The organism is Rhizobium sullae (genome assembly GCF_025200715.1).
Classification (GTDB): domain Bacteria; phylum Pseudomonadota; class Alphaproteobacteria; order Rhizobiales; family Rhizobiaceae; genus Rhizobium; species Rhizobium sullae.
Window position 1 is genome coordinate 1534032 of sequence record NZ_CP104144.1, and the last position, 19751, is coordinate 1553782.

Here is a 19751-nt window from a genome sequence, read left to right on the forward strand (position 1 = left end):
GCAACGGGTGGGGAGCAGCCGTAAGCCACAAAGGCAGCTTTCATAACGTTAGATTGCTCAGGACAAAGAAAGCGCGCCCTGTGTCAAACTCGTGGGAATCCCACAAAGGACTCTTATGTCGGCATCAAGCCACTAGCTCAACGGCAGGATCAGCACATCGCGCGACGGGACTTCGATCTGTCCGCCATGATAGTTCCAGCCGGCGGGCCACGACGCTTGCGCGCTGGTCAACGTTCCGAGCCCGTCGGAAAGCTCGACATCGGTCGCCTGCGGCCTGCGCGTCGGATTGACGAGCCAGAGAAAGCTGCCTTTTTCGCCTTTGTGGATGCGGGCAAAGACGGCATCGTTTGAAAGCGTCACGTGCCGGCTCCGGCCGCTCCAATTCATGAGCTCTTCGAAGAAGGCACGGTTCGCTTTGCCTTCGGTTCGGTAATAGGCAACCGAGGGGTTTGTGCCGATCAAAAGCGTGCGGCCTCTGCCGAAGCTGTTTTCGACGACCGCCAGACGTCCATCGTCAAAACGGCCGAGCGCCTTGCCGCCGGCAAGTTTATAGGATTGCAGCAGCCCGCCACCGTCGACGGCCAGTCCTTCCAGCTCGAGACGAATCCGATCGCCGATATCCGGCATGAACTCGACTTCCTCCTCCCGTGCACCGAAGACCTGGTCGAGGCCCATGTTCGGCTGGATCTGGCCGACATGGCCGCGGTCGCCGAAATATCCCGGGCAGGCTTCGGCAATCAGGATGCCGCCCTTTTCCACCCAGGCTTTGAGATGCCTTGCCTGTTCGGCGGTGAACATGATCGGATAAGGGAAATAGAGGAGATCGTAGTCGCCGATATCGTCGATATGAACCCAGTCCGGCTGCACCCCGTTCTCTAAAAAGCCGCGGTAGGCACCCCACATGGCTTCCGGATAGGGTTTTTCCTTGCGGTCGTGGTTCAGCAGATAGTCGAATTGCTGCGTTTCGGGCACCACAAGTATGCCGACCTCGCCACGCACCGGTTTTGCCTCCCAAAGTGCTGCCTGGGCCGGATCGTTTGCCCATTTTGCCATCTGGCTGGCGATTTCCGAGCGCGGCGTGCGCGCGCCGTCCATGCCGTAGGAGCCGAAAGCGCCGAAGAGCGGACCGTCGAGCAGCGGACGCCAGCGCAGGTTAAGAACGCCGCGCGCGCCGCCGGCAAGCGAAGTCATGCTCCAGAGGCGAATATCCTCCGGCTCAGCCACACGGCCATCTTCTTTGTCACGACCTATCACTTGCGGCTGCAGCCAGAGAGGCCCGCCTTGCCGCTCGGCATGCCAGAAGGGTTTACCGCGGGCAGCGGCACGGTTGATGTCGACGCCATACCAGGTCTTCCATGGTTCTGTACCCTTGCGGGCCTGGATCCAGGTGAAACCATAGATATCGACCTTGGAAGCAGCCAACCAGTCGTCGCAACCGTTTGCCGCCATGTTCGGAATGGCGCCGGAAATGCCATGGGCAGCAATGACGTTCTTCCGGTCGATGGCGCGGATCGTGTCGATGCGCCACTGCATCTGGCCGTAGAAATTGTCCCGCTTGAACTGCAGCCAGTCGATGCATTCCGGATAGGGCGCCATATGCACGGGCGGCTCGATATCCTGCCATTCGGCATAGCTGTAGCGGTGCCAGGCCTTGGCGAGCGCGCTCAGCGTGCCGTATCTCTTCTCCAGCCACTTGCGGAACGCTGCCTTGGCGTAGCTGCTGTAGTCGACATCGGCGGAATAATTGCATTCGTTCCAGACGTCGTAACCGTAGATCGCCGGGTGATCCTTGTAGCGGGTGGCGAGTGCGGTCAGGAATTGGCCGGCCGCCTCCTTCACCTCGGGGCAGTTGAGCGTCAGCGCGCCGGCGCCGCCGCCATTGTTGGAGAAGCCACCGGTTGCAGAAGAGACGCCCATGTAGGAGCCGAGCTTCGTGCCGTCGGCAGCGACCTGCAGCGCGTGGCTGAACTTGCGCACCGCCCAGTCCGGTACCGCGTGGATCAGCTCGGCGATCACCGTCTTGATCCCGTTTTTCGCGGCGAGATCGAGCTGACGGTCATAGTCGTCCCAATCATAGACGCCCGGAGCAACTTCGATCGCGCCCCACATGAACCAATGGCGGAAAATGTTGAGCCCGTCTTCGCCGGCGGTCGCGTAGTCACGCTCCCAGTCCTCGTTCGGCGGGTTGGACTTGCGGAAATAGACGGCGCCATAAGGGAACTGAATATCGTTTCTGAGCATTGTCCTGTCCTTTTCAATCGAGTCCGGGCAAGGCTTCGCCGTCCGGAGGAAGTTCCGGCTCGCGGGCATTCGAAGGGTCTGTCCGGTGGTTTTGAAAGCTTTTTTCTAGCGCGGCCCTCCGGCGAGAAGCTCGAGCGTGCGGATAAGGGCGGAATGGTCGCGCTCGCCGTCGCCATTGGCGACCGCTGCATTCATCAGCTGTTGCGTCGCTGCCGTGTTCGGCAGCGCGAGATCAAGCGCGCGGGCGGCGTCGATCGCGAGCGTCAGGTCCTTGCGGTGCAGGCGGATCCGAAAGCCGGGCTCAAAAGTCTCGTTGACCATGCGCTCGCCATGCACCTCAAGGATTCGCGAGGCGGCAAAGCCTCCCATCAGCGCAGCACGCACCCTGGCCGGATCGGCGCCAGCTCTTTTGGCAAAAAGCAGCGCTTCGCCAACCGCCTCGATCGTCAGCCCGACGATGATCTGGTTGGCGACCTTCGCCGTCTGCCCGTCGCCCACCCCGCCGACCAGTGTGATGGTCTTGCCCATCGTCGCAAGCAGTGGCCGTGCGCGCTCGAAAGCCTCCTGCTTGCCGCCGACCATGATCGTCAGCGAGGCGGCCTTGGCGCCAACCTCGCCGCCGGAGACCGGTGCGTCCAGATAGTCGCAGCCCAGAGCCCCGATCCGCGCGGCAAAGGCCTTGGTGGCAACCGGCGAGATTGAGCTCATGTCAATGATGAGCTTTCCGGTCGAAAGCCCTGAAGCGACACCATTTTCGCTAAAGAGGACGGCTTCGACGTCCGGTGTGTCCGGCAGCATCAGGATTACGATGTCGGCGACTTCTGCGACCGCCCTGGCGTTTGCCGCGGCGATGCCACCTTTGGCGACGAGATGCTGCGAGGCTTCCCTGACGCGGCTCAGATGCAATGTGTGGCCGGCATCGATCAGGTGTTCCGCCATCGGACGCCCCATGACGCCCAGTCCAATAAATCCGATGTTCATGGTCTTCTCACTTCCGCTTGCTCACGTTAGGTAAGGCTTCATCCATCCGAGGCCCTCGCGGGTGCCGGCCTTCGGCCTATACTCGCAGCCCACCCAACCGTCGTAACCCAGGCGGTCGAGTTCGGAGAGAGTAAAACCATAGTTGATTTCGCCCGTGCCGGGCTCGCCCCGGCCCGGATTGTCGGCGATCTGCACATGGGCGATCTTCTCCTTGAGCCGGACGAAGGTCGGGATCAGGTCTCCCTGCATGATCTGCATGTGGTAGAAATCATACTGGATGTAGAGATTGTCCGAGCCGGCTTTTTCGAGGATGCGCTCGGCATGTGCCGTGCTCGACAGGAAGAAACCCGGAATGTCGCGCAGGTTGATCGGCTCGATCAAGAGCTTGATGCCGGCGTCGGCACAGCGCGCCGCAGCGTTTTTGAGATTGCCGACAAGCACTTTCTCCAGCATTTCGAGATCGGCACCTTCCGGCACCAGGCCGGAAATGACATTGACCTGTCTGCAATCGAGCACCTTGGCATAATCGAGAGCAAGCGAGATGCCGGCGCGGAACTCCTCCACGCGGTCCGGCAGACAGGCGATGCCACGCTCGCCGCCGGCCCAGTCGCCAGACGGCACGTTGAAGAGCGCCTGTTTCAGGCCGCTTGCCTTCAAGGCATCTGCAACCTTTTCCTTCGGCTCGGCATAGGGACCGAGATATTCGAGCGCTCCGAAGCCATCCCTGGCCGCTGCGGCGAAGCGGTCGAGGAAGGGCAAATCCTGATAGAGGAACGAAAGATTGGCGGAGAATTTCGGCACTGCGTTTATCCTCAGGCATTGGCGGGTGCGACGAAGCGATGCCGATGAAGCATGCGCTTGTTGCGCGGATCGGGATTGGGAACGGCGGAGATAAGGCTTTTGGTATAAGCCTCCTGCGGCGCGGTGCAGATCTGCTCGGCCTCGCCGAGCTCGACGATCCTGCCGCGATGCATGACGGCGACGCGGTCGCAGAAGTAGCGCACCACGGAAATGTCGTGCGAGATGAATATGAAGCTCAGGTTCAGCCGCTGGCGAATGTCGAGCAAAAGGTCGAGGATCTGGCTGCGGATCGAGACATCGAGCGCCGAGGTGGCTTCATCGGCAATGATGATACGCGGATCAAGGGCAAGCGCCCGGGCGATGCCGATACGCTGACGCTGACCGCCCGAAAAGGCGTGCGGATACCGTTCCATGCCGATCGGGTCGAGGCCGACCATGCGCATCAATTCGGCCACGCGATCCTCCAGCGCCCTGCCCTTGGCAAGGCCGTTGACGACCAGCGGATCACCGATCACCTCTTTGACGGTCATGCGCGGATTGAGCGAGGCGAAGGGATCCTGGAAGATGAGGCGGACTTCGCGGTGGAAGCTGCGAAGCTCGCGCTTCGTTAGCGTGGTGACGTCGATCGCGCCGCCGTCCTTGCCGCGATATGTTATGCTGCCGCCGGTCGGCTCGACGGTGCGCAGGATGAGACGGCCGAGCGTCGTCTTGCCGGAGCCGCTCTCGCCGACGATGCCGAGATTTTCACCGGGATAGAGATCGAAGTTGGCGTCGTCGACGGCACGCAGCGCGTTCGCCTTGCCGTGCCAGCCGTAGATCTTGCTGAGATTGCGGACAGAAAGGATCGGCTGCGGCGCCGCAGACAGCGCAACGGCCGGCACTTTGCCTTCGACGTGGTGCGTGAGCTTGACCGTCGAGGCAAGGAGCTCACGCGTATAGGGATGTTCGGCGGCATGATAAATCGCATCGACCGGACCGCGTTCGACGATGCGGCCGAAGCGCATGACGGCAACCTCGTCGGCCACCTCGGCGACAATGCCCATGTCATGGGTGATCAGCAGCATCGCCATTCCACGGCTGACCTGCAGGCGCTTGATGAGGTCGAGGATTTCGGCTTGCGTCGTGACATCGAGCGCCGTCGTCGGCTCGTCGGCAATCAGGATGTCCGGATTTCCGGCGAGCGCCATGGCGATCAGGGCGCGCTGGCGCATGCCGCCGGAGAATTCGAAGGTGTATCGATCGGCCATCTGGTCCGGATTTGGAATTTCGACCTGGCGCAGCAGATCGATCGTTCTCGCCCGCGCGGTGGATTTGTCGACATCGCTGTGGACGCGAATGGCCTCGATGATCTGCGAGCCGATCGTGTGTACCGGTGAAAGCGAACTCATCGGTTCCTGGAATATCAAGCCGATGCGCCGCCCCCGGATTGCGCGCATCGGCCTGCTGCCGGGGAAAAGCGTCGCGATATCGGTGACCTCGCCGCCATTGCGCAGCAGGATCTTCCCGTCGGCGATGCGGCCAGGCCTGTCAACGATCTGCAGCAGCGAGCGGGCGGTTACGCTTTTGCCCGAGCCGCTCTCGCCGACGAGGCAGAGCGTCTGGCCGCGCTTCAACTGGAAACTGACATTCTGGACAGCGTGCAGGACATGTGTCCTGAGCTTAAAATCGATCGAGAGGTTCTCGACGGAGAGGACGACATCTTCGGGAAGATCGGCCATCGTTTCCTCCTTAATTGTCGTAGGGGTCGGCGGCATCGCGAAGGCCGTCGCCGAAGAAGTTGAAGGAAAGCACGGCAATGACCACTGCGAGCGACGGCCATATCAGCAGCCATGGAGCCGTCGCGACCGTGCGAATATTCTGAGCGTCCTGCAGCAGCACGCCCCAGCTCACCACCGGTGGTTTCAACCCGATGCCGAGGAAGGAAAGCGAGGTCTCGGCAACAATCATCGTCGGCACGGCAAGTGTCACGACGGCCAGGATGTGGCTCGTCAGCGACGGCAGGATGTGGCGGAAGATCAGCCGCGTCTCGCTTGAGCCGTCGAGCCTTGCGGCGGTGACGAAATCCTCGCTGCGCAGTGCCAGAAACCGTCCCCGCACCTCGCGGGCGAGACTTGTCCAGCCAAGCAGCGAGACGATGATGGTGATGACGAAATAGACGTTGACCGGTGACCAGGTCAGTGGGATCGCCGCTGCCAGACCCAGCCAGAGGGGAATGGTCGGCATGGCGCTGACCACCTCTATGATGCGCTGGATGACCGTATCGACCCAGCCGCCGTAGAAGCCGGAAATGGAGCCGAGCACGACACCCAGGATCAGCGACATGGCGACGCCGACGAGGCCGATCGACATGGACACGCGAGTGCCGTAGATCAGCCGCGAGAATACGTCACGGCCGAGCCGGTCGGCGCCGAGCAGATACATCGGATCGCTCCGGTTGATCGGGCCGATCAGATGACGCTCCGTCGGAATTAGGCCCCAGAGCCTGTAGAGCGGACCCTTAACGAAGAAGCCGACCGGCACGACCTTGGTATCATCGACGACGAAGGTGCGGCGCAGGGCCACCTTGTCGATCTCGACCTTGTAGCCCTTCACGTGGAAATTGAACTCGGAACTGCCGTCCGGTTTCGTCACGAAGAGGCTGAGGCCCTGCGGCGGGGCGTAAGTGTACTGCGGGCGCGAGGTCATCGGCAGAGCCGGCGCCAGGAATTCGGCAAAGAGGCCGACCAGATAGAGCAGGAGGATGATGGCGCCTGCTGCCATCGCCACTTTCTGGCGGACCAGCTTGCCGGCCACCAGCCGCCATGGCCCGACCGCAGCCGTCGAGATCGCCCTGCCCTCCTTCAGCGGGCTGATCGACGGTCCATCGACAGTGATCAGCGACGGTTCGGAATGCTTTCCCAATGTCTCGCGAACGCTCATGTCGGCCTCCTCAATTGAACCGGATGCGCGGGTCGAGCAGCGCAAGAAGGAGGTCGGACAGCAGCATGCCGACGAGGGTCAGCGCACTCAATAGCAGAATGAAGCTGCCGGCGAGATACATGTCCTGCGAGATGAGAGCCCTGAAGAGCAGCGGCCCAGCGGTCGGCAGGTTGAGGACGATCGCGGTGATTGTCACGCCGGAGACAAGATGCGGCAGCACCCAGCCGATCGCCGAGACGAAGGGATTGAGTGCGATGCGGACCGGGTATTTGAGGATGACCTTGTATTCCGGCAGACCCTTGGCGCGGGCGGTGATCACATAGGGCTTGTGCAATTCGTCCGTCAGATTGGCGCGCAGGATGCGGATCAGCGCCGCCGTTCCCGACGCGCCGATGATGATGATCGGTATCCAGAGATGCGCCAGGAAATCGCCAATCTTCGCGAGGCTCCATGGCGCTCCGGTATATTGCGGAGAGTTCAGGCCGCCGACGCTCTGACCGAGATATTTGTAGGCGACGTACATCAGCGTCAGCGCCAGGATGAAGTTCGGCACCGCAAGGCCGATGAAGCCGAAGAAGGTGAAGACGTGGTCAGCGAGCGACTGACGGCGCACGGCCGAATAGATGCCGATCGGCAGCGCAACGATCCAGACGAAAAGCAGGCTCAGCAGCGAGATGACCAGCGTCGAGCCCATGCGCACCCAGATGAGGCCAGAGACGGGCTGGTTCCATTCGAAGGAATGACCAAAGTCGCCCCGGCTGAGGATACCCCATATCCACTTCAGATACTGGATATAGAAGGGATCGTCGAAGCCGTAGATCTCCTTCAGCCGTTCGATCTGGGCCGGATCCACGGTCTGGCCGCTGTCGCTCATGGTGGCGATCATCGACGTCAGATAGTCGCCCGGCGGCAGCTGGATGATCAGGAACGAGATCAGCGACATGCCGAACAAGGTCGGGATCATGTAGAGCAGGCGCTTGAATATATAGCCAAGCATCGGATGTTCTCCTCCCGTTGAGAACGCCGGTCAGGCGCTTCCTTCGGACCTCCGTCCGCTTTCGGCCCCACCAGGCCGAAAGCACTCCTCCGGCATCAGTCTGTCACTTCAGTTCCAGGTGATATGCACGACCTCAAGCCGTTCGATGCCCGGCACCTCCACCTCAGCGCGGCCATCCTTGATGCTGAAGCTCGCGGCACGGTCGGCCACTACGAGCCAGGCCTTCGCCACAGATTTTCCTTCAGGAATCTCCACCGAGACGGTCTGCCCCCCCAGAGGGTAATTTTCGCGTATCGGACCTTTCATCATCATCGGGTTGGTGAGGTTGAAGAGGCTGAGCGCGATACCGTCGGCATTTTCGCGCAGCGCCAAATCGACGACCCCGGGACCGGCGACGGTAACGCGCGGCGTCTTGCCAAGCGCCCAGCGAACGGCATTGGCGAGAAGCCGGGCGTGGTCGACGGCGAAAACCTCCCAGAAAATTTCGCCGACATTCCAGGGAAAGTAAACCGAACGGCCGCCCTTGCCGGTTTCGCGAGCGATGACGGCAGCGCCTTCCGGCGCTTTGCGCGGATAGACCTCCTCCATCGGCAGATCGGGAAAATCCGGAACATATAGAAAGGGGGTCTTCGCATCGCCGGCCGGTTGGACGTCGATCAGCCGTGTGCCGCCCATGATACGTTCGGCCCCGCCAAAGCCCGCATTGAGCGGATGGTCGCCGGCGAGCGCGACATAGGTGTTCTTGACGATGCCGCGTGGGCCGGAGACGAATTTCGCGCCGAAGAGGTCCGAAAGGCCGAATTCGTCACGCCTGCGGCCGAATTCGTCGCGCAACGAGGTTTCGTAAGCCGCAATCACGCTGCCGCCGCGGTCGACATAGGCACGGACGGCGCCGCATTGCGCATCCGACAGGCAGGCCGCGTTGGCGAGAATGATCAGCTTGAAGCGGTCGAGATTTTGCTCGCTCAGGACCTGATCCGAGAGCAGCTCGAAGGGCAGACGCGCTTCAACGAGGGCGTGATAGACGCCGAGATCGTGCTTTTCAGCGGCATGCCTTTCTTCCGGCGCCCAGTGGCGCAGCGTCGTCGAGGGATCGATGACCGCGACTTCGGCCACCGGCTTCATGCTTTCGAGCACCGGCTCGACAGCGGCCTGCAGGGCGAAAGCGTCGGCAACCGGTTCGACCCAGCGCTTGTCCGGCACAACGCCGTTGAATTTGGTGAACCAGGCATAAAGACCATGTGCCGTGCCGTCGTTGATCCAGAGCTGCATCTCCTCGCCGGACGTCACCGCATCCTTCCAGCGATATTCCTCTTCCGGGCCGATCGAGGTGATGAGCACCACGGGACGATCCTGAAACGTGGCGCGGATGCGCTTGCCGTTGCGCCCGGCTGACCAGCCGAGTTCCAGTCCCTTGCGGCCTTGGTGATCGACGACGAGGAAGGGGCAGTGCTTGGCGATGACCGAGAGGTCAAACTCCATCAGCGAGGCGCCGCCCATATTGGGGATGAAGCTTGCATGCGGCCGGATCGCCTTCACGGCTTCGTCCCATTGAACGATCATGTCGGTCAGTACCCGGCGGCGCCACTGCACCCATGCCTGCCAGGCGGGATCTTCGGCATCCGGCTTCTTCGGCAGAGCATGGCCGAACATATCCTTGAAGCGGCGGGCGCTGTCTTCGCTGTAGTCGATGCCGTGGCCTTGCCACCGGTTGGCAAAGACGGCGTCGATATCATATTTGCGGACGATCTCCTTGACGACCTCCGGCATGAAGACGGTATTGTAGGCGCCATAGGCATTCGTCACCCAGACATCGGGATAGGCCCAGTGGCGCCGCGGCGTGCCGTCGGCATTGACCATCACCCATTCGGGATGGGCTTTGGCCGCATCCTCATGAATCGCATGCGGATCGACGCGGGCCATCACATGCATATCAAGCTTGCGGGCGGCCTCGACAAGCGCGCCGAAGATATCCTTGTCGCCCAAATACTTGCTGACATAGTGATAAGGCACTTCGCTCGGATAATAAGCGACGTAGCCGCCGGCGCTGAGGCAGACGGCGTTGGATTTCGTGCGCCTGAAGACATCAATCCAGAAGGCCGGGTCGTATTTCTCCGGATCGTCCTCCACGAAGGTAAGCTGGGTCCAGCGGGTTGCTGTCGTAAACCAGTCCGGCGTCCGCAGCGTGTCGGTGTTCTGTCTTTTGGCGTCGAGCATCGTCTTTGTCCAATCATTCGGCAAAGGGAGGCTTCGGCGCCGACCGCATGGCCGGCGCCGAAGTTGTATCTCGTTCAGGCCGTCAGACCTTGTAGAACTGCTCCGGCATGGTCGGAGCGGGTGTCGGCCAGCCGAAGGAGTTCGGCATGGTCCTGGTGATGTTCTTCATGCTGTTCTTGACGATGCCGTAGCCGTCGGGCGGCAACGAAACGCCGAAAACATAAAAGTTGTCGGCAGCCCCTTGCAGGATCTGCTTCATGACCTCGCGCTGGCCGGCGGGGTCGGAGGTCGCTTTGAGCTTGTCGTACAGCTCAAGCTGGCTTTTCGTTTCTACCGGTGGTTCTTCGGCATTGGCATTGCCCCGATCGCGGTACCAGAGTTGCCAGGCCGGAGCATACATGGCGTTTGCATCCGTCGGCACGTAGTAGCGCGGGTCGAGCATGGCCGCGACGCCGCCGTTTGCGCCGAACTGGTGGGCGGTCGCATCGAAATCGCGGCCCTGGCGCACGCGCGTTTCCCAGAGCGAACGGTCCATGGTGCGCATCTGCGCGTCTATGCCCACCGCCTGGAACATCGGAATGACCAATTGGAAGAGATCGAGGAAGACGGCACGTGCCTGATCGATCTCGAAGATGATCGTCAAACGCCGTCCCTCTTCGTCCAGGCGGAAATTCTGATCATCGCGCTTCGGCACGATCTGATCGAGCATGGCATTCGCCTTGTCGACGTCATAGGCCGTGAACTGCGTGGCAAGCTGCTCGTTATAGAGCGGATCTTCCTTCTTGATCGACGGTTGCGCCGGTGCGCCCTGCCCGACAAGCACGGCATCGATCAGCGACTGGCGATCGAGCGCCGTTGAAAGTGCCCCCCGGAAGTCCTTGTTTCGAAAGAGCTTCCGCTTCGTCTCGTCATTGTGGTTCAGATTGAATATGAAGTTCATCACATTGGCTTCGGTCGACGTCAGCGTATAGAAGTCGTAATCGCCCTGAGCGCGCGCATCGTAGAGCACCGATTTATTGTTCGGCGTTGCGATATACTGGTCCATCAGGTCGACTTCGCCCTGCATGGCTTTCAAGAGCAGAACCTGCGGGTCGGCAACCATCTGGTAGATGATCCGATCCATGTACGGCAGTTGGTTACCCTCTGTATCGACCTTCCAATAATAGGGATTGCGCTCGGCGACGGCGCGTTCGGTGTTTTCGCCGGGCGCGATGATGAACATCCATGCATGCAGGCAGGGCTTCTTCGAGGAGTTCAGAAAAAAGGCATTATCGTCCTGGAAGCCGGCGGCAGCCTGGAAGGAGGCTATCCAGCTTTCAAAACCACGCTGCCTGGCAAGCTCGTCGGCTTTGGGATTGTAGTCGATATGGAACTGCTCGAGATAGTGCTTCGGGCAACGCGTCGTCTGGTCGGCATTGGCCCAGGCAACCTGCAACGGGAACAAACCGTTCGGCTTTTCGAAAGTCACCTTGAACGTCTGCTCATCGACAATATCGAGCATCGCCGGCTTGCCGCCCGATTTCCAATGATCCTGGCCGACGAAGGCGACGCGTTTGTCGCTGAAGACCGTATCATACCAGAATTTGATGTCTGCCGTCGTGTAGGGATGACCGTCCGACCATTTCATGCCTTTGCGCAGGCGAACCGTATAAACCTTTGATTCCGCGTCGACTTCAAACGATTCAGCGACATTCGGCGTCACCCCCGACCAATCGGGGGTATAACGCAGCAGGGGTTCATAGGCCTGATAACGAAAAAGCATCGACAGCGATCCGCCCCCGACCAGCGCCATATTCCAGTCGCCCCCATATTTGCCGACGCTTTCGACCGGCTTGATGACCAGCGGATTTTCCGGCAGCCGATCCTTAAGAGGCGGGATGGCGCCGCTCGAAACCTTGTCCTTGAGAATATCCGCTTCGTTGAAGTCGGCGGCGAAAGCCGGCAGTGCCGGCAAAACGAGAACGGCCGAGGTCCCGGCCAGAAACGCACGACGTTTCAGCTTGATCATAGGTTTCTCCTCCAAGAATCCATGCCCTTAGCGTTATTTTTGGTTCTGGGCCTCGGATAAAGGAAGAATACATTTGGATATTGTTAGGTAAAGCGTTATGTTCTGTTATTGCCAAAAATCGATGTCGTTATGCGCACGATGCCCAAGCGGCAGACTGAACGGCGATTGAAAGAGCAAATGGATGGGAAGCAGGGGCCGGGTAACATTGCAGACGATCGCGCGCGAGGTCGGCCTGTCGAAATACGCCGTGTCGCGCTCGCTCGCCGGCAAAAGCGGCGTCAGCGAGACCACGCGGGCGCTGATCCGCGAAACCGCCGAGCGCCTGGGCTATATCAAGCCGGTGAGCCCGGCTGCATCCAACGATATCGCCGTCGTGTTCCACGACGCCGATCCATTGAACAGCGAGCTTTACATGCAGATCCAGAATGGCGTGCAAGGGGAAGCGCATCGCCTGGGAATGGGGCTGCGTTTCCGCTGGACCCACAATCCCGGCCAGCTTGAAGAACTCGCCCGCTCCTGCGCAGGCCTGCTGCTTGTCGGCCCCCATGACCGCGAGGCCGTTGCCGCGATAACGGCAACGGGAGCGCCGATCGTGAGGTTCGGCTGGGTCGATCCGCTGGAACCGGCCGACCAGGTGACGGGAACCGATCATGAGGCAGGTCAGGCCGTGCTCCAGTATCTCATCGATCTGGGGCATCGCTCGATTGCCTATGTCGAAGGCATGCCGGGCCTCAGAGGCCGCCGGGAGCGGTTCTACGGTGCACGGGAAGTCGCCGAACTTTATTCCGATGTCACACTGAGCGTTATGCAGTTCGATGAGCGCAGCGGTTTCGGAGATGCCTTCTGCGCGCTGCAGAAGAAAGGGGATAAACCAACGGCCTTTTTCTGCGCCCATGACGGATTGGCACTGACAGTTGTCTCCGAGCTGCTTGGACAGGGTTACCGCATTCCAGATGATATTTCTGTCGTGGGCTTTGGCGACTATTCACCCGCCACGCAGATTTCGCCGCCGTTGACGACAGTGCGCATGGAAGGGCAGGAATGCGGTGCGGTCGGATTGCGGCTTCTGCTGGAACGCATTGAAAATCCACCGCTGCCGGGTGCCCCTGCACGTCGTATCCATGTCGCATCCCGTATCATCGAGCGGCGGTCGGCTGGGCGCTGCAAGACCTCGATTCCTGCTTGATCCGGCAGCAGAATGCCGCGCCCTCTTCAGGGCGCGGCCATGTCTCGATCGTGACAGATCAGTCTTTACTCAGCAGCCTGCAGTTCCGGCATGGAAGCATCGCCTTCCTCCGGCAGGTCACCGGCCATTGCCGCAGCAAATTTCGTCTGGTCCAGTTCGTTCTCCCAGCGTGCGACGACAACCGTCGCGACCGCGTTTCCGACGAAATTCGTCAGCGCGCGGCATTCCGACATGAAGCGGTCGATGCCGAGGATGAGCGCCATACCGGCGACGGGAACCGCCGGAACGACCGAGAGCGTGGCGGCAAGCGTGATGAAGCCTGCGCCGGTGATGCCAGCAGCACCCTTCGAGCTCAACATGGCGACGAGCAAGAGCAGGATCTGGTCAGCAAGGGAAAGCGGCGTGTCTGTCGCCTGCGCGATGAAGAGAGCTGCCAGCGTCATGTAGATGTTGGTGCCGTCGAGGTTGAAGGAATAGCCGGTCGGGATGACCAGACCGACGACGGAACGCTTGCAACCGGCCCGCTCCATCTTGGCCATCAAGCCAGGAAGGGCAGCTTCCGAAGACGACGTGCCGAGCACCAGCAGCAGCTCTTCCTTGATGTAGCGGATCAGCGCCAGGATCGAAAAGCCGTTGTAGCGTGCAACCGCGCCAAGCACGACAAGCACGAAAAGCAGCGACGTCAGATAAAAGGTGCCGATGAGCATGGCAAGGTTGGCGATCGAGCCGATGCCGTATTTGCCGATGGTAAACGCCATCGCACCGAAGGCGCCGATGGGGGCTGCTTTCATCAGGATCGCCACGAGGCGGAAGATCGGCGCCGTCACGGCATGCAGGAAATCGACGACCGGCCGGCCGCGATCGCCGACCATGGCAAGTGCAATGCCGAACAGCACCGAGAAGAACAGCACCTGCAGGATATCGCCGTCGGCAAAAGCCCCGACGATAGTCGTCGGGATGATGTTCATCAGGAAGCCGGTAATTGTCGTGTCATGCGCTTTCTCGGCATAAGTCGCGACGGCCTTGGCATCGAGCGTGGCCGGATCGATATGCATTCCCGCACCCGGCTGGATGACATTCGAGACGATAAGACCGACGGCAAGTGCGAGCGTCGAAAAGACGAGGAAGTAGATCATCGCCTTGCCGGCGACGCGCCCGACCTTCTGCAGGTCGGACATGCCGGCGATACCGGTTGCGACCGTCAGGAAAATGACCGGGGCAATGATCATCTTGACGAGCCTGATAAAGGCGTCACCAAGCGGCTTCAGCGACGTGCCGATCTCAGGATAGAAGTGCCCGAGCAGAATGCCCGCACAGATCGCGAAAACTACCTGCACATAGAGGTGCCGATAGAATGGAACTTTGCCGCGCGCCGGCGCGGCTGGAATTGCTACACCCATAGTGTCCTCCATAAAGCCCCAAACCGATGACGGCCTCCCGGGGCGGAAAATTTGGAATTCAACAGCCACCCGGCTGTTTGCAGATACTTTGCAATGGGCGTGCCAGTCTGCTTTTCTGCAGTTAAGGCGCTGTTTTCTCATACGTTCTTGAAAATCGCCCCGGGAACGGAAGCCTGCTTGAGCGTCTTTTCGCACAAATTGATTTGACCCTTGTGCGAAATTGCGCACACTCTCCGCCATGCTTCAGCGATCAACCACGCAGGGCTTTCGAGCGCCGCAGGACGTCACCCGGCAGGCACGCAGTGCCTGGGTCCTGTTCTTGGCTGCATCGGCGATCCTGGTTGCGGCAGCGCTCGTGGGCGCCGAACTTTACGGACGCCGGTCCGCCATCGAATCGCTGAAAGGCCAAAGCCGCACCGACGCCAATCTCAAGGTCGCATTGCTGACCGCCGTGCTGGAGCGCCCTCGCGCCCTGCCGCTGTTGCTTTCGGAGGACCAACAGGTTCACGACGCGCTTTCGGCTGCAAAGAGCGACGCGACCGATCTCTTGAACCGCAAGCTGGAAAGGCTTGTCACCGGCACGCAAGCCGCCGTGCTCTACGTCATCGGCCCGGACGGGATCGCTGTTTCTTCGAGCAACTGGCGCGAGCCCATCAGTTTCGTCGGCAACGATTACGCGTTCCGGGATTATTTCCGCCGCGCGATGGAACAAGGCAGCGCCGAGCACTTCGCGCTCGGCAGCGTCAGCAAGCGCCCCGGTCTTTACATCTCGCGTCGGGTCGGGAGCGCAGCCGCCCCGCTTGGCGTCGTGGTCGTCAAGATGGAGTTCGACCGTCTGGAAGCTGACTGGCGCGATGCAAGCCGGCCGGCTTACGTGACGGACGACCGCGGAGTCGTTCTGATCACCAGCATCCCTTCCTGGCGTTTCATGACGACCCGGTCGGTGCCGCAGCAGGAGCTCGCGTCGATTCGAAGCAGCCTGCAATTCGGAGATGCACCGCTGGCGCAGCTTCCGATCATGCATCCGGCAGCCGTCAATCCGGACGCCTCCATCGTTTCTGCCGTTCTGCCCGGCAGCGGAGAGGCCCAGTATCTCCGCCTCTTTGCAGCCGTCCCGACGACGCCGTGGCGGCTGGAGTATCTGGTGCCGACCGAACTGCCGGTTGCCTCCGCCGTGCGGGAGATGCGGCTTCTTGCACTGGCGTTTTTGCTGCCCGTTCTCGCAATCGCCGCTTTTTTGCTGAGACGGCGGCAGGTCTCCGTACTGAGGATCGCCGGCGAGCAGGCGATGCGCGAGGAACTGGAACGGCGGGTCATTGCCCGGACGGAGGAACTGAGCCGGGCGCGCGATCACTTACAGGCGGAAATTTCCGATCACCGCGATACCGAGCAGAAGCTGCAAATCGTGCAGCAGGAACTCGTGCAGGCAAACCGGCTCGCCATCCTGGGGCAGGTCGCAGCCGGCGTCGCCCATGAAATCAACCAGCCGGTCGCCACCATCCGCGCTTATGCAGACAATGCCCGCGTCTTCCTCCAGCGAAAGCAATCGAGCCCGGCCCAGGAAAATCTAGGCGCCATTGCCCAGCTCACCGAACGGATCGGCACGATCACCGAGGAACTAAAAGCCTTTGCACGCAAGGGAAGGACGGCGGCCGAACCCGTCGAGCTGCGCGCCATCATCGAAGGTGCCGTCGTCTTGCTGAAGAGCCGGTTTGCCGGGCAGTTGAATGCGCTCGACATCCGTCTGCCGCCGCCGGGTCTTTTCGTGCTCGGCAATCGAATCCGGCTGGAGCAGGTCCTGATCAATCTCTTCCAGAACGCCCTTGAGGCGCTCGAAGGCCGTGACGATGCGAAGGTGGAGATATCCGTTGCCGAAACGGCCGAGCACGTCGCTATTACTGTTTCGGACAATGGTCCCGGCATTGCGCCGGCAGTCCTCGACACGCTGTTCACACCATTCCAGACATCTAAGGAAAAGGGCCTCGGGCTTGGTCTCGTCATTTCAAAGGATATTGTCGCCGATTACGGCGGCCGGATCGATGTCACAAGCAGCGGCAACGGCACATGCTTTACCGTTCACCTTCTAAGGGCAACAGCATGAGCGATCCGTTATCGATCTTTCTCATAGACGACGACAAGGACCTTCTCCGGGCCACCAAACAAACGCTGGAGCTTGCGGGCTTTAATGTTTCTGCCTTTTCGGCGGCGAGCGAAGCGCTTTCTGCCCTTAACTCCGATTTTGCAGGCGCAGTCGTCTCCGATATCCGCATGCCGCAGATTGACGGGCTGCAGCTTTTCAATCGCCTGCGCAAGGAAGACGAGGACCTGCCGGTCATCCTGATCACTGGCCACGGCGATATTCCAATGGCGGTGAAGGCCATTCAGGATGGAGCTTACGACTTCATCACCAAGCCGTTTGCAACCGACAGGCTGGTCCAGGCCGTCAGAAGGGCTGTGGAAAAGCGCCGTCTCGTTCTGGAAAACAGGTCTTTGCGCCGGGCAGCCGACCAGGCCCGCGACGACCTGCCGCTGATCGGCCAGACGGCGACCATGGAGCGGCTGCGCCGGACGTTGCGGCAGATCGCCGATACCGAGGTCGACGTGCTCGTCACGGGCGAAACCGGCAGCGGCAAGGAAGTCGTCGCGAGCCTGCTGCATCGATGGAGCCGCAGGGCGTCAGGCAACTTCGTTGCACTCAACTGCGGGGCGCTGCCCGAAACAGTCATCGAAAGCGAGCTCTTCGGCCACGAACCCGGCGCTTTCACCGGTGCGCAGAAGAAGCGCGTCGGGCGCATCGAGCATGCAAGCGGCGGCACGCTTTTTCTCGACGAGATCGAGAGCATGCCGCCCTCAACCCAGGTGCAGATGCTGCGGGTTCTCGAGATGCGGGAGGTGACGCCGCTCGGCACCAATGAGGTCCGGCCCGTTGACCTGCGCGTTGTCGCTGCGGCAAAGGTGGATCTCGCAGACCCGGGCCAGCGTGGTGATTTTCGCGAGGATCTCTATTACCGGCTCAATGTCGTCACTATCTCCATCCCGCCGCTTCGCGAGCGCCGCGACGACATTCCGCTTCTCTTTGGCCATTTTGCCGAGCGTGCGGCTTCTCGCTTCAAACGGGAGGTTCCGGCGATTTCGTCCGCCGTCCACCGTTATTTGCAGGATCATGGCTGGCCGGGAAACGTGCGCGAGCTGTCGCATTTTGCCGAACGCTTCGTTCTCGGCGTTGAGCAGGTTCCGGCAAATAGTTCCGATGCGGCGCCTGAGATGGGCGACGTGCTTCCGCTGCCCGAACGGCTGGACCTCTATGAAGCCAGCATCATCCGCGAGGCGCTCGATGCCAATGACGGCGACGTCCGCCGCACGATTGCGGAGCTCGGCATACCGCGCAAGACTTTCTACGATAAGCTACAGCGCCACGGCATCGTCCGCAGTCAGTTCGCAGCATCCAAATCCGGGCAGGTTTAACAGAGCTAGCAAATGCCACCGGAGCCGGCTGCGTCCGTACCTCTAAACCTTGGCCGGCCAGAGTTTGGCGCGCAATGCTTCCGCAAGGTCTGCAGAAGACCTGCCATTCGACCACGATTTCGACATCGGGACTCGCAAAAATGAATGCTGCAGAATCGCAAAAATCCGCGGCAAAGCAGGTCGTTCCATGCTGCTTTACAATCATGATTGGCAGCGCTACCATTGCTCGCGTGACGCCCGGGGAGGAGCCCGTCTGACGTCATCTGGATAGCGTATCGACATGCCTTGCCGGACCGGCAGCCGACTGCAGATCACAAGATCCGCAGCGGAGCGTCGACCATGCCGGCACCCATTCGATGCCAGTCCAAACATGGCAACAAATGGGAGGATTCGATGTACAAGACACTGGTCGGCGGCATCCTGGCCGCGGCTGCATTCACGCTTTCCCACTCCACGGTTCTTGCCGAGCCGGAAATCGTCAGCGGGCCTGCGGCCGAAGCTGACTGCTTCGTGCCGTGGGCGGCCGAAACCAAATTCTTCAAGTTCCCCAAGAAGGACGGCCCATTCCGCATAGCGCTCGCCAACGGTTATATCGCCAATACCTGGCGCATTCAGATGATTCAGACGGCAAAGGCCTATGCGGCGCAGCCGGACGTCGCCGCCAAGCTGAAGGAGTTCAAAGTCGTGTCGACCGGAGAGGACGTGCCCGCGCAGATCTCGGCAATCAACAACTTCATCGATTCAGGTTATGACGCCATCGTCGTCAATGCCCAGAACCCGACGGCATTCGGACCGGTCATCAAGCGCGCCAAACAGGCCGGCGTCATTCTGGTTGCCTTCGACAACATTCTTGACACCGAAGACGCGATCAACGTCAATGTCGACCAGAAGGGTCTCGGCGTATTGTGGGCAAACTGGCTGGCAAAGCACTTGCCTGACGGTGGCAAGGTCCTCGAAGTGCGCGGCGTGGCCGGCACGTCGGTCGACACCGACCGCCACAACGGCATCCAGGAAACCTTCGCCGCGACCGGCAAGAAATGGGATGTCGTCGAAGTGCTCGGCAAATGGGACGATCCGACGGCGCAAAAGGCGACCGCTGACGCAATTGCCGTGCACAAGAAGTTCGACGGCATCACGGCGCAGGGCGGCGATACCGGTGTCGTGCAGGCGATGATCGATGCCGGACATCCGTTCGTGCCTTTCGGGGGAGAGACGGAAAACGGCTTTCGCAAGTTCTGCGCCAAGCATGCCGCCGAAGGCCTGAAATGCTCGTCGGCCGGCACGGGACCCGCACAGGTGGCGGTTGCCATCAAGACGGCGATTGCCGCGCTCGAGGGCCAGGTCGTGCCGCAATCCATCAAACTGCCGCTGGCAATCGTTGAAGACCCTAATTTCAAGGCAGGCCAGGATTTCTATCCCGACCAATCCGACAATTTCTTCGTCGGAAACGCGTTCCCGACCTGCGGCATCAACTTCACGGCCCAGGAGATCATGGGGCAGTCGAAGGAAAACCAGTAGACCGGGTCCAAGCCGATC

13 protein-coding genes are annotated in these 19751 nt (G+C 60.9%); 4 read left to right on the forward strand and 9 right to left on the reverse strand.

All coding sequences use genetic code 11. The features are described 5' to 3' along the window. Positions 1-132 precede the first annotated feature (132 nt). The 8 genes from N2599_RS28050 to N2599_RS28085 all read right to left on the reverse strand — a co-directional run bounded on the left by N2599_RS28050 (position 133) and on the right by N2599_RS28085 (position 12164). Positions 133-2241: a beta-galactosidase gene (locus N2599_RS28050; protein WP_027510320.1), complete on the reverse strand. Its 2109-nt coding sequence runs from the start codon at positions 2239-2241 to the stop codon at positions 133-135. 105 nt (positions 2242-2346) lie between these two features. Beyond that, positions 2347-3222 (reverse strand): 2-hydroxy-3-oxopropionate reductase, encoded by an 876-nt coding sequence (locus N2599_RS28055; protein WP_027510321.1) that lies wholly within the window; start codon positions 3220-3222, stop codon positions 2347-2349. 21 nt (positions 3223-3243) lie between these two features. Next, positions 3244-4023: a 2-oxo-tetronate isomerase gene (gene otnI / locus N2599_RS28060; RefSeq protein ID WP_027510322.1), complete on the reverse strand. Its 780-nt coding sequence runs from the start codon at positions 4021-4023 to the stop codon at positions 3244-3246. Positions 4024-4034: 11 nt separating this feature from the next. Then, positions 4035-5741 (reverse strand): ABC transporter ATP-binding protein, encoded by a 1707-nt coding sequence (locus tag N2599_RS28065; RefSeq protein ID WP_027510323.1) that lies wholly within the window; start codon positions 5739-5741, stop codon positions 4035-4037. A 10-nt stretch (positions 5742-5751) separates the two neighbouring features. Continuing rightward, positions 5752-6942: an ABC transporter permease gene (locus N2599_RS28070; RefSeq protein WP_027510324.1), complete on the reverse strand. Its 1191-nt coding sequence runs from the start codon at positions 6940-6942 to the stop codon at positions 5752-5754. A 10-nt stretch (positions 6943-6952) separates the two neighbouring features. After that, positions 6953-7939, reverse strand: a complete 987-nt coding sequence (locus N2599_RS28075; protein WP_027510325.1) for an ABC transporter permease — start codon at positions 7937-7939, stop codon at positions 6953-6955. 108 nt (positions 7940-8047) lie between these two features. Next, positions 8048-10156, reverse strand: a complete 2109-nt coding sequence (locus tag N2599_RS28080) for a family 10 glycosylhydrolase (RefSeq protein ID WP_027510326.1) — start codon at positions 10154-10156, stop codon at positions 8048-8050. A gap of 82 nt (positions 10157-10238) precedes the next feature. After that, positions 10239-12164 (reverse strand): ABC transporter substrate-binding protein, encoded by a 1926-nt coding sequence (locus N2599_RS28085; protein WP_027510327.1) that lies wholly within the window; start codon positions 12162-12164, stop codon positions 10239-10241. Between the two features lie 181 nt (positions 12165-12345). On the opposite strand from N2599_RS28085, the gene N2599_RS28090 reads away from it, so the two are divergent. After that, complete coding sequence (locus N2599_RS28090; protein ID WP_027510328.1) at positions 12346-13350, forward strand: LacI family DNA-binding transcriptional regulator; 1005 nt, start codon at positions 12346-12348, stop codon at positions 13348-13350. Between the two features lie 65 nt (positions 13351-13415). Here the strand turns inward: N2599_RS28090 and N2599_RS28095 are convergent, their stop codons facing one another. After that, complete coding sequence (locus tag N2599_RS28095; protein WP_027510329.1) at positions 13416-14750, reverse strand: dicarboxylate/amino acid:cation symporter; 1335 nt, start codon at positions 14748-14750, stop codon at positions 13416-13418. 238 nt (positions 14751-14988) lie between these two features. Here N2599_RS28095 and N2599_RS28100 point away from each other — a divergent pair, with 238 nt between their 5' ends. The 3 genes from N2599_RS28100 (at position 14989) to N2599_RS28110 (ending at position 19733) form a co-directional block, all read left to right on the forward strand. Beyond that, on the forward strand, positions 14989-16851 hold the full coding sequence (locus N2599_RS28100) for a sensor histidine kinase (RefSeq protein ID WP_027510330.1): 1863 nt from the start codon (positions 14989-14991) through the stop codon (positions 16849-16851). Further along, entirely contained in the window at positions 16848-18215 is a 1368-nt protein-coding gene (locus N2599_RS28105) for a sigma-54-dependent transcriptional regulator (protein WP_027510331.1), read from the forward strand. The genes N2599_RS28100 and N2599_RS28105 overlap by 4 nt, the downstream gene beginning before the upstream one ends. Positions 18216-18608: 393 nt before the next feature. Then, positions 18609-19733 carry a sugar ABC transporter substrate-binding protein gene (locus N2599_RS28110; protein ID WP_027510333.1) on the forward strand — a complete coding sequence of 375 codons (1125 nt, stop codon included), beginning with the start codon at positions 18609-18611 and terminating at the stop codon, positions 19731-19733. Positions 19734-19751 lie beyond the last annotated feature (18 nt).